The following is a 14,744-nucleotide window of genomic DNA, read 5'->3' on the forward strand; positions in this document are numbered from 1 at the left end:
ATTTGCACGACCTAAATCGACGGTTTCACACCAGTAACATCGCGCCTGGGCCAGTGCTTGGGTACAATTCCACGCTAATTTGATCGGTATCAGGAACACTTACATGATCGCTTGCCTGCGGCTGCTCTCCGCCCTCTGCCTCGCTGCCTTGCTGGCCGCGTGTGCCAGCTCGCCCTCGTCCAGCCTTGGCGACCTTCCACGGACCCCGGACGCCAGTATCGAGCAACTGCTCGAACAGGCCACAACCGCCAATACGCCAGAAAAGGCCGCGCTACTGCGCCTGAGTGCGGCTGACCTGGCCTACAAACAGAACAACCCTGGTCGCTCCTCGCAGATCCTGGCGCAAGTGCCCCTGGACGTGCTCAAGCCGGCGGCGCAAGTGTTCGCCAGCACCCTGGCCGCCGAACTGGCCATGGCGCGCAACCAGCCCAAGGCCGCGCTGACCGTCTTGAACCATCCAAGCCTGCAAAGCCTGAAGGACCTGCCGCCTGAACAGCAGATCCGGACCGGCACCGTGCATGCCCGTGCTTACGAAGCCGATGGCCAGACCCTGGCCGCCGCCCGTGAGCGGGTCGCCATGGCCCCCCTGCTGACCGGCGACGCCGCCAACAGCAACCACGAAGCCATCTGGGCATTGATTGCCGCCCTGCCGGCCGAACAGCTGCAAGCCAGCGGCAACCCGGTGCTGGACGGCTGGATCACCCTGGCCCAATCGGTCAAGGGCGCCGGCACGCTTGAGCAACAGCAAGCTGCCATCGACACCTGGCGTGCGCAGAACCCCGGCCACCCGGCGGCCGTGCAACTGCCGACGCCGCTGACCAAGCTCAAGGAACTGGCCAGCCAGCCCCTGAACAAGATCGCCCTGCTGCTGCCCCAGGACGGCCCGCTGGCTTCCGTCGGCAAGGCGCTGCGCGAAGGTTTCATGGCCGCCCACTACCAGGCTGAACAAGCCGGGCAGAAGCCGCCGGTCATCGAGTTCTATGACAGCTCGCGCCTTACCTCAATCGACGAGTTCTACGCCAAGGCCCAGGCTGCCGGCGTGCAACTGGTGGTCGGCCCGTTGGAAAAACCGCTGGTCAAACAGCTCAGCGCCCGCCCGCAATTGCCGATTACCACCCTTGCGCTCAACTACAGCGAGACTGATCGTAGCCCGGCGCAGTTGTTCCAATTCGGCCTGGCCGCTGAAGACGAAGCCCGCGAAGTGTCGCGCCGCGCCCGCGCCGATGGCCTGCATCGTGCTGCAGCGATGGTGCCGCGTGGCGAATGGGGTGAGCGTGTCTACAAAGCGTTCCGCCAGGACTGGGAAGCCAATGGCGGCACGGTGGTAGGTGTGGAGTATGTCGACCAGCCGGTTGCCCTCGCCCAGCAGATTGCCGACCTGTTCCAGCTGCGTAAAAGCGAAGGCCGCGCCAAGAGCCTGCAAAGCACCGTCGGTACCGACGTCGCCGCGCAGCCTTCGCGTCGCCAGGACATCGAGTTCATCTTCCTGGCCGTGACCCCGCAATTGGCCCAGCAGATCAAGCCGACCCTGAACTTCCAGTACGCCGGTGATGTGCCTGTGTACGCGACGTCCCACGTGTTCAGCGCCAGCGGTGACAAGAACCAGTACCTGGACATGACCAACGTGATGTTCTGTGAAACCCCTTGGCTGCTCAACACCACCGACCCGCTGCGCAACCAGGTTGCCGCACAATGGCCGCAAGCCAATGGCAGCCTCGGCCGCCTGTACGCGATGGGTGTCGACGCCTACCGCCTGGCACCCCGCCTGGGCCAACTCAAGGCGCTGCCGGATACACGGGTTGACGGCCTTTCGGGCAGCCTGGGGATCAGCGCCAACCAGCGCGTTGATCGCCAGATGCCATGGGCCAAGTTTGTCGGCGGCGATATCCAGCGCCTGCCGGACACCCCGCGCTGATGCCCGAGCGGTCCAGCGCACAAAGCGGCAAGGATGCCGAACTTCAAGCTTTGAAATACCTGCAACAACAGGGTCTGCGCCTTCTGGCGCAGAACTGGTTGTGTAAACGCGGCGAGCTTGATCTGGTCATGCTTGACGGCGATACAGTAGTATTCGTCGAAGTCCGCTACAGAAAACACGCACAATGGGGTGGCGCGCTCGCCAGTATCGACGGGCGCAAGCGTCAGAAGCTGATACTCGCTGCGCAGTACTACCTGCAAAAAGAGCATCGCTGGGCCGACGCCCCCTGCCGTTTCGATGTGGTTGCCATAGAAAGCACACCGTCTGGTCAGGCTGATCTGAACTGGCTCAAAGATGCCTTCGACAGCTGATTCACCGGACATTTTCACCACACACTTTTGCTCTTTGCTTTGCGGGCTGCACATTCCTGTGCCAAACAGCCGCGCTACTTAAGGTCACACAGATGGACATGCAATCCCGAATTCGCCAGCTTTTCCAGGCCAGCATCGACACCAAGCAACAGGCGATGGACGTACTTGCACCGCACATCGAGCAAGCCAGTCAGGTCATGGTCAACGCATTGCTCAACGAGGGCAAAATGCTTTCGTGCGGCAACGGCGGTTCGGCCGGCGATGCTCAGCATTTCTCGTCCGAGCTGCTCAACCGCTTCGAACGTGAGCGCCCGAGCCTGCCGGCCATCGCGTTGACCACCGATTCGTCGACGATCACCTCGATCGCCAACGACTACAGCTACAACGAAATCTTTTCCAAACAGATCCGCGCCCTGGGCCAACCGGGTGATGTGTTGCTGGCAATTTCCACCAGCGGCAACTCGGCGAACATTATTCAAGCGATCCAGGCCGCACATGATCGCGAAATGATTGTCGTAGCATTGACCGGACGCGATGGCGGCGGCATGGCCTCGCTGCTGCTGCCCGAGGACGTGGAAATTCGCGTCCCGGCCAATGTCACCGCACGTATTCAGGAAGTCCACCTGCTGACGATCCACTGCCTGTGCGATCTGATCGACAGCCAACTGTTCGGGAGTGAAGAATGACCGTTAAACGTCTCAGCCTATTGGCTATTGCGCTGTGCCTCGGCCTCAGCGGTTGCAGCACGGCCATCACCGCGACACGTGACACCCCCATCCAGGACGACAAGGGTACCCGCACCTTCGGCAGCAAGATTGATGACTCGCTGATCGAAACCAAAGTAGAAGTGAATGTTGCCAAGGCCGCCACGGACCTGGGCAATGGCGCATCGCGCATCGTCGTGACCAGCTTCAATGGCGTAGTGCTGCTCGCCGGCCAAACCCCACGTGCCGACCTCAAGGCCCAGGCCGAACAAGCCGCCGCGGCCGTGCAGCGGGTCAAGAAAGTGCATAACGAATTGCAGGTGATGGACCCGATCACATTGCTGGCCATCAGCAATGACGCACTGCTGACCACCAAGATCAAGGCGCAGATGCTGACCGACAACGCGATCCCTGGCTCGCGCATCAAAGTCGTCACCGACAACGGCATTGTGTACCTGATGGGCCTGCTGACCCAGGCCGAAGCCACCCGCGCCGCCAACCTGGTACAGGGTGTGTCGGGCGTGCAGAAAATTGTAAAAGTGTTCGAGTACATCGACTGATGTAAAGCCCTACGAAAAAGCCCCCTGCGCCTCAGGCGCCAGGGGGCTTTTTTTGTGCGTCGATTGACGCCTCAGACTTCGCTCACCAACACATCGGCAATGCGAATACTCAAGGCTGCACCGGTGAGCGTCGGGTTCACGCAGGACGAGGACGGCATCACGCTCGTGCCCGCAATAAACAGGTTGGCGTGGTCATGGCTGCGGCAATCGCGGTCCACCACCGAGTCCTTGGGATCATCGCCCATGATGGTCGTGCCCATGATGTGCTGACGGTTCTGGAATCCGACATCGGTGCTGAGGATGTCCGCATCCAGCAGCGTGGCGAACCGCTTGAAGTCCTCCAGCGCCTTCTCTTTACCGGCATGCCAGTAGTCAGGAACGCTGTAGTAGATCTCCGGCACCGGCAGGCCAATCGCGTCAAACTTGGTTTTGCTCGGCGTTACGCGGTTTTCCGGCAGCGGCAGGGTTTCGAAGTCCACCGCCCAGTTCAGCGAGCGCGCCGACTGCAAGCGGATCTGCTCATCCAGCTTGGAACCCAGCACCCCCTTGGCAATCAGGTTGGAGGTAATCTGCGACGTCGGGACCGTGTTGCGCACCTTGATCTTGTAGCCCGGGTAGTCCTTGCGGAATGCGCCGTCGCGGCTGTTCAGGTACACCAGCAGTTGCGTGGGGCCTTCGCCCGGCCACATGTCTTCCTTGGTCATGACGTTCATGCTGATGCCGGTGTGGTCCATCAGGTTTCGACCGACCTGGTCCGACGAGTTGGCAATGCCGTTGGGGTATTTGTCGGACGTGGACATCAGCAGCAGCTTGGGCGACTCGATGCCGTAGGCGGCCAGCACAAAATAACGCGCCGTCAGCTTGTGGGTCGATTTGTCAGGGCGCATGTACCAGATTGCGGTGATCTTGCCGTCGTCCCCCGCCTCGATTTTGTACACCACCGAGTTTTCCAGGACCTTGGCGCCATGACGCTCCGCCTCGTCGATATGCATCGAGCCGTCGTACTTGGCGGCAATCGGGCACACCGGGTTGCAATTGTTATTGCCGGCGCACGGCGGTCGCTTGCCGTAAGGGCGGGTGGCGCGACCATTGGGCTCAAGGATCGGGTTATAGCCGCCCTTGCCGAGCATCTCCGAAAGCCGGGTGAACATATAGCTGGGCTTGAGCCCTTCCATGGGGTACGGAATCGAACGCGGCGGGAAAGCATCACCGCCCTGCCCGCTTTCGTCCTGGCCATCGACGCCGGAGACGCCCAATTCGGTTTCGGCACGTGCATAGAACGGCTCAAGCTCGTCGTAGCTGATCGGCCAGTCACGGCCGCGACCATACAACGACTTCAAGCGAAAATCGTTCGGCAGCATACGCCACAACGATGAACCGAAGTGCCACGTGGTACCGCCCACCACCCGCAGGTACGACGTGTTGTATTTGACCGGCCCGACCTGCTGCAAGTAATCGCCATAGGTCGACGGCGCATGCGGCAGGCTCGGGTACGGCGAGCCCGCGCCCTGCAGTTTGGCGTTGGCCAGCGACAGCTTGACCGGTGCATTGCGGAAGGTTTCCACGACGTCCCGGCGATTGACCCGGGGGCCAGCCTCAAGAACGATCACCGATTTATTGGCCTTGGCCAGTCCGGTCGCAATCAGCCCGCCCATCACACCGGAACCGATGATGACTACGTCGGCATCGAAATCAGCGTTGCTCATAGTTTGAAATCCTGTGGCGCTTTAGGTTTGGGACCCCATGAATCCGGGCCGCCACCGTAAGTAGGGATGATGAGGGTGCCGTGGGTCGGCCGGTACATCAGCGCTTCGCTGTAGCTGATCAGCTCGGCGTCGACCGGCTCGCCGACAATGCCCAAATACCAGGCCGAAATGATGCTGGTGGCCGTCGCCTTCAACGAGGGGTCCGCGTCGGCCAGCGCCAGGTAGTCATCGACGTGCTTGAGGCCACGCTCGGCGACCAGTTGCTTGAGGGCGATCACATTGGTCGAGAAATTTGGCGCACGTTTGTCCAGCGCTGCGTAGTAGCGTGCGGCCAGAACCGAGCTGACCGGGCGGCTGACCAGAAACTGCGACAAGGCCGCGAAATCCGCGTCCGTTTGGGCGGCAGCCAGGGCCGATTGCCATGGCATCAAACCGCCGACCAGGGCGGTCAGCCCCAGGGTGACCGAACCGCGCAGCAGGCTGCGACGAGAAAGCGCCAGTGCATTGATTGATGAGTCCATGATTCAAACCTCCCGACGTCGCCGACGGACAATAACGATCGCCGCCAAGGCAATCAGGATGCAGGCGATGACGATGGCCGGGACCGTGAACGTGGCCATCACCGCCAACGGCGCCTTGGGCCCACCTTCGCGAACCTGGGCCACATCGGCTGCGGTGACCGTCAGCGCGTCATTGCCGTATCGGGAAAGCACATAGTTGCTCACATCGGCGATCTGCTGGTCGTTGAGGCGGTCGGTGAACAGCGCATCCGGGCCGAAGGCCGGCATATCGATGGCGACACCGTCGACTTCGCGGTGTACGCCGTAGACGATCGCCGCGATCAGGTTGTCGCTGCGGCTGGTGGCCGTGTTGTGGAACAGCGACGGGTACTCCCGCGTGCCTTGGCCGTTTGCCTGATGGCAGTTGGCGCAGGTGCCGCTGAAGATATGCCAGCCCGGATTATCTTCCGGTTTGCCGCCACGCAGGGTCAGCTCATCACTGGAAGCCTGGCCGAACGCATGGCGTGCCTTGGACTCGCCGGTGTTGATCGGCTGGGTCTGCAGCAGGTAGGCAGCGATGGCCATAAGGTCGACATCGTCCAGGTGTTGCAGGCTGTGTTCGACCGCCTCGGCCATCGGCCCGGCGGCTTGCGCCTTGCCTTCAACATGGCCAGTACGCAGGTACGCCACCAGCTCATCGCTGGACCACGCGCCGATGCCACTGGTTTTGTCAGCGGTGATATTGGGTGCATACCAGCTGCCTAACGCGCCGCCGGCGAGGGGCTTGCTGTTATCGGCAGCCATCAGCACATTGCGCGGGGTGTGGCAGGTGTCGCAGTGGGCCAGGGCATTGACCAGAGTAGTCGCCCCGGTTCACCTGAGCGGATTTTGCGGGGTCCGGCGTGAAGCGTTTCTGGCTGTGAAACAAGGCGTTCCAGCCGAGCATGGAGGCGCGGATATTGAACGGGAAGTCGAGGTCGGTCTTGGGAGCCGTCGCGTCGACGGGCTGCACTTCGTGCATGAAGTACTGGTAGAGGTCCGCCACATCGGTGTCGGTCATCTTCGCGTAGGAGGTGTACGGCATGGCCGGGTAGAGATGGGTGCCGTCCGGCGTCACCCCATCTCTGACCGCACGGGCAAACTGCTCGGCGGTGTAGCCACCGATACCCGCTGTTTTGGAGGGCGTGATGTTGGTCGAATAAATCACCCCCATCGGCGAGCTGAGCGGGTAGCCACCGGCAAAGGGCTGCCCGCCTGGCGCGGTGTGGCATGCCACGCAATCCGCTGCAACCGCCAGGCGCTTGCCGGCTGACGCCGTGGCCTCCAGTGCTTGACCAGACGCACTCCCGGCCCCCCATACGACAAGCGTCAAGACGCCCGCCAAGGCATGCCTGATGCCTTTTTGCCCAACCGTTTTACGCGGCATGTCTGTTTACCCTACGCAACTGCACTCATGGCTTTCACGGATTCGTAAGCTCTAGCGGCTTATCGAATAATTCATGTTGTTATCAGACGTCATATGACGAGAAGGCGCGAATATTTCATGCCAAGCAATATTTGGCAACAGATTAAAAGGCCATTAGCCATCAATCTGTGCTTTTGAGAGAAGCGTCTAGATCAGCCTTCTCGGCGCGATATGAGTATTGGCCAGGGCAACACTAATGAGTTTTTTGCAGAAACAGGGCGGATTTTGGTAAATTTTCAGCATGCTTGGACGCATGTGCTGTCATCTCCAGTTTTCTGGAAAAACTGAAAAGGCTACAAATATCAATTATCTATTTGATAAATAAGGTTTTTTGTTATTAAAAATCCTCTCGAATCTTCATTGGCGGTTCATAGGGGCGCAGTGAATTCAATGCGTTAAAACCCCGTAAAACCCTCCAAAACCCCCGTTTTAGAGCGTTTAAACCACTCGAAATATCCAGTAACCCTTCAGTCCTGGACGCAGCTGTCGATAGAAGTACGACAACTGCCGCCATCCACCCCGGTGTCGGCCCTCACTTCGTTGATGAATTCAATCAGCATCTTTCCAGGATGAACCGATGAGCTGGCTTAACGACGCAAAACTCTCGACCAAACTGATCACCTCCTTCTCACTCTGTGCCCTGATCACCTTGGGCGTCGGCGTGCTGGGAAGCCGGGGGGTGTCTGCGCTGTCGGAAAGCCTGAGGCTGGTGTTCACCAATAACCTGGTCGCCGTCTCGAACACCGCCCAGACCAAGACCAAAGCCGTAGGCCAGAGCCGCGACCTCTACCGGCTCTACGCTGCGTATGCCAGCGACGCGCCGCAGAACGTCAAAGACGAATTCATCGCCTCCATGAATGCCAACCGGCTGGCCAGTGAGCAGGCATTTGCCCTTTATCGCCAGAGACCGCTTGCCGATGACGAGCGTGTGGCCGGCGATAAAATGGAGCGCGACTGGCCTGCGTATCAGGCAATGCTCCAGCAATACGTTGCCCTGTTGCAGGCCCACGACCTGGAAAAAGCCCGCGCACTGTTGTTCGGCGACCTGCAAAAAAGCTACCGCACGGTGATGGATGAGCTGACGATCATGGTCGACTCCAATGACCGCCAGGTTGCAGAAAGCGCCAAGGACGCCACCGCCCAGGAGGCTTCGGCCAAGAACACGCTGTACTCGGGCATCGTCCTGGCGTTTGTTGCAGCGATTCTGTTGGGCCTGTTTATCAGCCGCCTGATCAGTCGCCCGATCGCTACCGCCATGACCAGCGCACGGCGCATTGCCGATGGCGATCTGACCCAAGCCATCGTGAGCAGCGGCCGCGACGAAACCGGCCAACTGCTGAGCGCCTTGGGCGATATGCAGTCGAGCTTGAAACAAACCATCCAGCAAATTGCCAGCGCATCAGACCAACTCGCCTCCGCGGCGGAAGAGCTGACGGCGGTCACCGAGAACGGCAGCCGTAGCCTGGTTCGCCAGAACGATGAGATTCAACAGGCCGCAACGGCGGTCACCGAGATGACATCAGCGGTGGAGGAAGTGGCGCGCAATGCGGTGTCCACCTCCGAGGCTTCGCACGCCACCAGCCAGCAAGCCACCAATGGCCGCGACCAGGCGCGCAAGGCGGTCACGGCGATCAACCATGCCACCAGCGAAATCGACTCATCGACCACCATGGTCAAGGACCTTGCCGGCCAGGTACGCGATATCGGCAAAGTGCTCGACGTGATCCGCGGCATTGCCGAGCAGACCAACCTGCTGGCACTCAACGCCGCCATCGAGGCCGCGAGGGCCGGTGAGCAGGGCCGCGGTTTTGCCGTGGTTGCCGACGAAGTGCGCGCCCTCGCCGCCCGCACCCAGGCGTCGACCGGGGAGATCGAAGGCATGATCAACGGCGTGCAAACCAGCGCCGACCAGGCCGTGGGCGCCATGGGCAAGAGCCAGGCACTGGTCAATGACACTCAGACCCTCGCCCAGGCCACCGGCGAAGGCGCTGGAACAGATCGCCGACGGCATTTCCCAGATCAACGAGCGCAATCTGGTGATCGCCACCGCTTCGGAAGAACAGGCCCATGTGGCACGCGAGGTCGACCGCAACCTGGTGAATATCCAGGACCTGTCGACACAAACAGCCGCCGGCGCACATCAAACCAATGCATCGACCCAGGAGCTGTCGAAGCTGGCGATCTCGTTCAACACCCTTGTCAGTCGTTTCCGCCTGTAAAACACCGAGCCGCAAAAAAGGGCGCCGTGCATTGACTGCACGGCGCCCTTTTATTTACCAGCGATTACTGGTATTGCGAGTACGGGTTGCCCTGGAACTGGTTGTTCTGCTGTGGCGCCTGTTGCTGGGCGCCTGGCTGGCCGTACTGCTGGCCAGGGATCGGGCCGAGGTTCACTTCTACGCGACGGTTCTGGGCGCGGCCGTTGACGTCGGCGTTGCTGGCGATCGGGTTATCCGGGCCGGCACCACGAGCACTCAGGTTGGCAGCGCTGACGCCCTGGGAGGTCAGGTAATTGGCCACGCTCTGTGCACGACGCTGGGACAGGTCCATGTTCAGCTGGCGGCTGCCGGTGCTGTCGGTGTAACCCACGATCTGGATGGTGTTCTGGTTGAATTGCTTGAGCGAGTTGGCCAGGTTGTTCAGCGGCGTGTAGAAGCTGCTGGAGATCGCGTCCGAGTTGGTCGCGAAGGTGATGTTGCCGGGCATGATCAGCTTGATCTGGTCGCCCTGGCGCTGAACTTCAACCCCGGTATTGGCCATGCTTTCGCGCAGTTTCTTTTCCTGCTGGTCGGCGTAGTAGCCGTAACCTGCTGCGCCTGCACCGGCAACCACAGCACCGATCAGCGCGCCTTTGCCACGGTTGTTATGGTCGATGGCCGCACCTGCCAATGCACCGGCCAGGGCACCCAGGCCACCGTACTTGGCGGTCTTGCTCATCCCGCCGGATTCATTACTCGCCTGCCCCTGGCTGCTGCCGTCATAAGGATTAGGTGAAGCGCAGCCGGATAACAGGGCCACGACTGTAGCGACAACAAGCAGACGACGCGAAGTGAACATTAGGGTAGCTCCTACATTTGCATTCTGTGGTGCAAAGGACATTGGCAATGGACCTGTGCCGAGCTTGGAACGCGACAAACGGCAAAAATTCCATGGCGGCGTTGTGAGCTGTAACAAAACATTGGCCAGCTTCGCCGCTACACAAACCGTAGCAGACAGATCCTGAATGCGACCTGTGTTTTTTGCTACAACACGTCTCCTTCAAGACCCGTTGCCGGGCGCCCCATCATGCGCGGACAAACGGGTTCTCGCGCATCTCATCCCCCAGCCGCGTATCCGGCCCGTGCCCTGCCACCACGGTCGCGCCTTCGTCCAGCGTGTACAGCCGCTGCCTGATCGAACGCACGATGGTCGCCTGATCCCCACCCCACAAATCCGTACGGCCCACGCCACGGCGAAACAGCGTATCCCCGGCGATCAGCAGCTTGGCATCGGCAAACCAGAAGCTCATCGAGCCCGGCGTATGGCCCGGCGTGTGCAACGCCACCCCGCAACCGCAGGCCAACTCCTCGTCATGTTCCAGCCAGCGATCCGGCGACGGCACCGGCGTATAAGGCACGCGAAACATCTGGCACTGCATTTCCAGATTGTCCCAGAGGAACTGATCTTCCTTGTGCAGGTGCAGGGTGGCGCCGGTTTTTTCTTTCAACTGGCCAGACGCCAGGAAATGATCAAGATGGGCGTGGGTGTGGATGATGCTCACCACCTTCAGGCCCAGCGCATCGAGGCGGGCCAGGATCAGCTCATGGTTGCCGCCCGGGTCGACCACGATGGCTTTTTTGGTGATGGGGTCGCCGATGATGGTGCAGTTGCACTGCAACGGGCCGACGGGGAAGGTTTCGCGGATCAGTAAGAGCTTTGCAGCATCCATAAACGTTCCTGTAAAGTTCGTTGTTCACGGCGGCACACTAATTGACACAGAGACTGTAGTCACGCAGTTGGTAATTCGCGGCTATAGCCGACTCGAATCGTCTGGCAAGAACTGAGCTGCGGCCTGAGAGAGCAATTGAAAAAGCGGATACCCATACCGCAATGGATCAGATTGAGACAAGGCAACCGGAAGCCATGACCACAACCGCAGAGCACGTACTCATCGATCACAGCCTCCTGCTTCGGGATCCAGACATTGTCCGTCGTATCCATCGGAAAAAGGGACTGCCGTTTGTGACTTACGCCGCCCTTGAAGAGCTAATCACTCGTGCCAAGGGAAACAATCAACCCGACTCAGGTGCCAGCCTTCTTAACTACTTTTCCAATAAAAACTCACGTTTTCATGAAAAGCTTCCGAAAGGCCTCGTATTAAAGCCTGGCGATCTGTTAGCAGAATTCGCTTTTGAGGGGCAGTCGATATTCGCAATCAAACGCAGTGCACCATTGAGCACGCCTCAAAGAGCGCCACTGTGCGTAGAGCTCAGCAGCCACTATGACTTGCTATTGCTTACAGACAATAAAAATCTGTTCCCATACTGTAAAGCCCTGAACGTCAGGGCTCAACTTTGGACCGGTCCTGCAAGCCCAAAAAAAATTATGCCTTTTGAGCTTCCAGCCACCCCCACAACTAGACCCGACTCGCCCATTCAAATCACCAATGTCCCACGGGAAGGCCATGCGCTAATAAGTTCATCAGGGAGGCATATAAGGCTTGGCAAAGCTATAAGCTCGGGTGGAGAGGGATCGATTTACGCCTTACCGGGAGGTCGGGAGGTGTGCAAAATCTATCATGCCGAAAAACTGACCATCCGACGGCAACAAAAAATCGAACTGATGGTGACGCGTCAGATAGTAGAGCAAGGTATATGCTGGCCTACAGAGTCGGTCCGTAATATTGAAGGCCAATTTGTCGGTTATGTGATGCCTATGGCTAATGGCCGAACCTTACAATCTTCGGCGTTCGGCAAACCCATGCTGGCAAAAGCATTTCCTTCATGGACACGAAAAGACTTAGTCAATATTGGCATAGCGTTTCTCAAGCAGGTGCACTACCTGCATTCGCTCAATATTATTATTGGCGACATCAATCCGATGAACTTACTCGTGACACAAGAAAGTACACGCATCTGGATGGTGGACACAGACAGCTTTCAAATTGAGGGGTTTCCGTGCGAGGTAGGAACGCCCAATTACACGGCACCGGAGCTCCAAGGACAGAATTACGCGGTTTTTTTACGCACCAAGGATCATGAGTTATTTGCCGTCGCAACAATGTTGTTCATGATTTTACTGCCCGGAAAGCCGCCCTACGCTCAACAAGGCGGTGGCTCACAAGAGGAAAATATCAAGAACAGAAACTTTCCTTACCGATACAAAAAGAACAGCGGTAAAGGAAAGACATCCGTGACACCAAAAGGGGCCTGGCAGAATATCTGGAGCCATTTGCCTTATACGCTGAAGCAAGCTTTCGGGAACACCTTTGAAGACAACCAACGTACCCAGATTGATAAGTGGCTGGAGCAACTGAACCTATACGCGACTGCACTGGATCAAAATAAAAGCTCCAATGCCCTTTTTCCTGATGCCTTTCATATATCGGACCCGGTCGAAACCATCTGTGGGAGCTGTAAAAAGACCTACATTGAATCCAAAAAGTGGGTACTCACAAGAAAATCCACCCGCTGCTCCCAGTGCCAACGCCGAGCAAATGTGGAAGAGATGGCTCGTGAAAGCCAGAAGGAAATCGAGCGAGCCCAGCAGCGTCCGCCTCCCCCAACGATAACAATCGCCGCGCCGCAGCACACAAAACCGACGCAACCTCGTGCTATCCAAACTATTGCACCGCCAATACCACGTAACCCGCCCTCTGTGTCGCCGGCAAAGGTTGTAATAAGACAGCCACAAAGACACGTTACTTCACCTCGGCCAGAACCCAAAAAAACGATAGCTAAAAAACCAGACTCCGCGAAGAGTGTTCTTTTCCGGTTGCTCAACCTTCTCCTGAAACGCTTTTTATAAACACTCTCACAAGGATGATTACATGCAGGAAGACTACGTACTTCGTCAGGAAGACCTCCTCGAAAACCCAACAGCGCGGGTTCCGATCTGCCTGGTGCTGGATACCAGCGGCTCTATGGACGGTTCGCCAATTGCAGAACTTCAATCGGGTGTGCAGATGTTTTTCGACGCTATCCGTGCAGATGAAGTAGCTCAATATGCCGCTGAGATTTGTATCGTCACATTCGGTGGCACCGCCCAAAAATCGTTGGACTTCAACTCGATTGAACGCCAGGACGTTCCACCCTTGGTAGCTAGCGGAATGACACCCATGGGACATGGCGTCAGCATCGCACTGGATCTGCTCGAAGCGCGAAAAGAAGACTACAAACGCGCCGGCGTTGATTACTACCAACCTTGGATGGTCATCATGACGGATGGGGAACCTACAGATGACATATCTTCAGCAGCCGCTCGAGTAGTCAGCCTGACTGAAAAACGAACACTCACTGTTTTCCCGATTGCTATTGGTCCGGCAGCCAACCTTGAGTATCTCAAACAGTTTTCACCGAAACGCCCACCACTTCGCTTGAAGGGCCTGAACTTCAACGAATTCTTCCTTTGGCTCAGCCGCAGTGTTTCACGCGTTTCACAATCGACACCGGGAGATGAAGTAACACTGGATACAGCCGGTATCGCCGCCTGGGGGCACATCTAAAAACCATGACCAGCACCGTTCTAGATTACCGTGCTCTTACTGCCTGCGCGTTCATCGCAGGCAGTTCGCACGCGAAAACGCAAACCCCTTGCCAAGACTTTGTAGCCGCCCGGCGCGTGAAGGGGATCACATGTATTGCGCTTGCTGATGGTGCAGGATCCCGATCCAGATCCGAGGAGGGAGCGAAGGTCGTAGTGAATACGATGCTGGCTTATATTTGCAGGCACTTCGAAACACTGTGGAAAATGGCTGAAAACAACCCCGTGACGGCTGCCGAAGAAGTTATCTCCCGATGCATGAAAGCTCTACAACTGAAGGCTGTGGAGCTGGAATGCAATGCTGATGACCTGGCAAGCACACTGTTGTTTGTCGCGCACAGCCATGGACGTTATTTGGCTGCTCACTTGGGAGACGGGCTTATAGCGATGGTTGATTCAGAAGGACAGGCCCACGTACTTTCACTCCCGGATAACGGCGAGTTCACAAATACCACAGTATTTGTCACGGACCCACGCGCCGTACCTAGACTACGAATTTATTGTGGCCTAACTCAGGATCATGCGGGATTCATGATCATGAGTGACGGGGCAGCAGAAAGCCTTTACCAAAAAGTCACTACAACACCTGCACCCGCTATCAAGAAATTATTGGAATGGAATATCCGCTTACCAAGGAAAAAAATGAAAGCGGTTCTAGAGGGTAACCTCGGCGACTCCATTGCCAGTAAAACCTCGGATGACTGCGCGGTTGGACTGCTGTCGGTACTGCGTCAGACGCAATAATCAGAAGTTTTCCATCCCTGGTCGGCAAATTTTTGAAG

The 14,744-nt window shown here is 58.1% G+C and carries 13 protein-coding genes and 1 pseudogene; 8 read left to right on the forward strand and 6 right to left on the reverse strand.

Translation table 11 applies throughout. From position 1 onward, the window contains the following. The first annotated feature begins 103 nt into the window (after nt 1–103). From LRS56_21625 to LRS56_21640, 4 genes are all read left to right on the forward strand, one after another. Nucleotides 104–1,915, forward strand: a complete 1,812-nt coding sequence (locus LRS56_21625) for a penicillin-binding protein activator (GenBank protein WDU61404.1) — start codon at nt 104–106, stop codon at nt 1,913–1,915. Then, nucleotides 1,915–2,286 carry a YraN family protein gene (locus LRS56_21630; GenBank protein WDU61405.1) on the forward strand — a complete coding sequence of 124 codons (372 nt, stop codon included), beginning with the start codon at nt 1,915–1,917 and terminating at the stop codon, nt 2,284–2,286. The genes LRS56_21625 and LRS56_21630 overlap by 1 nt, the downstream gene beginning before the upstream one ends. Nucleotides 2,287–2,378: 92 nt before the next feature. Further along, nucleotides 2,379–2,972: a phosphoheptose isomerase gene (locus LRS56_21635; protein ID WDU61406.1), complete on the forward strand. Its 594-nt coding sequence runs from the start codon at nt 2,379–2,381 to the stop codon at nt 2,970–2,972. Next, entirely contained in the window at nt 2,969–3,550 is a 582-nt protein-coding gene (locus tag LRS56_21640; protein WDU61407.1) for a BON domain-containing protein, read from the forward strand. Before LRS56_21635 ends, LRS56_21640 begins: the two co-directional genes overlap by 4 nt. 71 nt (nt 3,551–3,621) lie before the next feature. Here the strand turns inward: LRS56_21640 and LRS56_21645 are convergent, their stop codons facing one another. From LRS56_21645 to LRS56_21660, 4 genes are read right to left on the reverse strand one after another with little or no spacing between them, the layout of a single operon-like run. Next, on the reverse strand, nt 3,622–5,256 hold the full coding sequence (locus LRS56_21645; protein WDU61408.1) for a GMC family oxidoreductase: 1,635 nt from the start codon (nt 5,254–5,256) through the stop codon (nt 3,622–3,624). Further along, nucleotides 5,253–5,777 (reverse strand): sugar dehydrogenase complex small subunit, encoded by a 525-nt coding sequence (locus LRS56_21650; protein ID WDU61409.1) that lies wholly within the window; start codon nt 5,775–5,777, stop codon nt 5,253–5,255. The genes LRS56_21645 and LRS56_21650 overlap by 4 nt, the downstream gene beginning before the upstream one ends. A 3-nt stretch (nt 5,778–5,780) precedes the next feature. Next, nucleotides 5,781–6,560 carry a cytochrome c gene (locus LRS56_21655; protein WDU61410.1) on the reverse strand — a complete coding sequence of 260 codons (780 nt, stop codon included), beginning with the start codon at nt 6,558–6,560 and terminating at the stop codon, nt 5,781–5,783. After that, entirely contained in the window at nt 6,547–7,128 is a 582-nt protein-coding gene (locus tag LRS56_21660; protein WDU61411.1) for a cytochrome c, read from the reverse strand. The genes LRS56_21655 and LRS56_21660 overlap by 14 nt, the downstream gene beginning before the upstream one ends. Nucleotides 7,129–7,798: 670 nt before the next feature. Between LRS56_21660 and LRS56_21665 the strand changes: the two are divergent. Next, nucleotides 7,799–9,440 (forward strand): annotated as a pseudogene (locus LRS56_21665) (methyl-accepting chemotaxis protein). A gap of 64 nt (nt 9,441–9,504) precedes the next feature. Here LRS56_21665 and LRS56_21670 read toward each other — a convergent pair. Together LRS56_21670 and LRS56_21675 are read right to left on the reverse strand one after the other, a co-directional pair. Next, on the reverse strand, nt 9,505–10,278 hold the full coding sequence (locus LRS56_21670) for an OmpA family protein (protein ID WDU61412.1): 774 nt from the start codon (nt 10,276–10,278) through the stop codon (nt 9,505–9,507). A 226-nt stretch (nt 10,279–10,504) separates the two neighbouring features. Next, nucleotides 10,505–11,149: an MBL fold metallo-hydrolase gene (locus LRS56_21675; GenBank protein ID WDU61413.1), complete on the reverse strand. Its 645-nt coding sequence runs from the start codon at nt 11,147–11,149 to the stop codon at nt 10,505–10,507. A gap of 194 nt (nt 11,150–11,343) precedes the next feature. On the opposite strand from LRS56_21675, the gene LRS56_21680 reads away from it, so the two are divergent. The 3 genes from LRS56_21680 to LRS56_21690 are packed head-to-tail and all read left to right on the forward strand — an operon-like array spanning nt 11,344 to nt 14,706. Next, nucleotides 11,344–13,227 carry a hypothetical protein gene (locus LRS56_21680; protein ID WDU61414.1) on the forward strand — a complete coding sequence of 628 codons (1,884 nt, stop codon included), beginning with the start codon at nt 11,344–11,346 and terminating at the stop codon, nt 13,225–13,227. 22 nt (nt 13,228–13,249) lie between these two features. Next, on the forward strand, nt 13,250–13,924 hold the full coding sequence (locus tag LRS56_21685) for a VWA domain-containing protein (GenBank protein WDU61415.1): 675 nt from the start codon (nt 13,250–13,252) through the stop codon (nt 13,922–13,924). Nucleotides 13,925–13,929: 5 nt separating this feature from the next. After that, on the forward strand, nt 13,930–14,706 hold the full coding sequence (locus tag LRS56_21690) for a PP2C family serine/threonine-protein phosphatase (GenBank protein ID WDU61416.1): 777 nt from the start codon (nt 13,930–13,932) through the stop codon (nt 14,704–14,706). The last annotated feature ends 38 nt before the right edge of the window (nt 14,707–14,744 follow it).

This window comes from Pseudomonas poae, from assembly GCA_028869255.1.
Classification (GTDB): domain Bacteria; phylum Pseudomonadota; class Gammaproteobacteria; order Pseudomonadales; family Pseudomonadaceae; genus Aquipseudomonas; species Aquipseudomonas poae_C.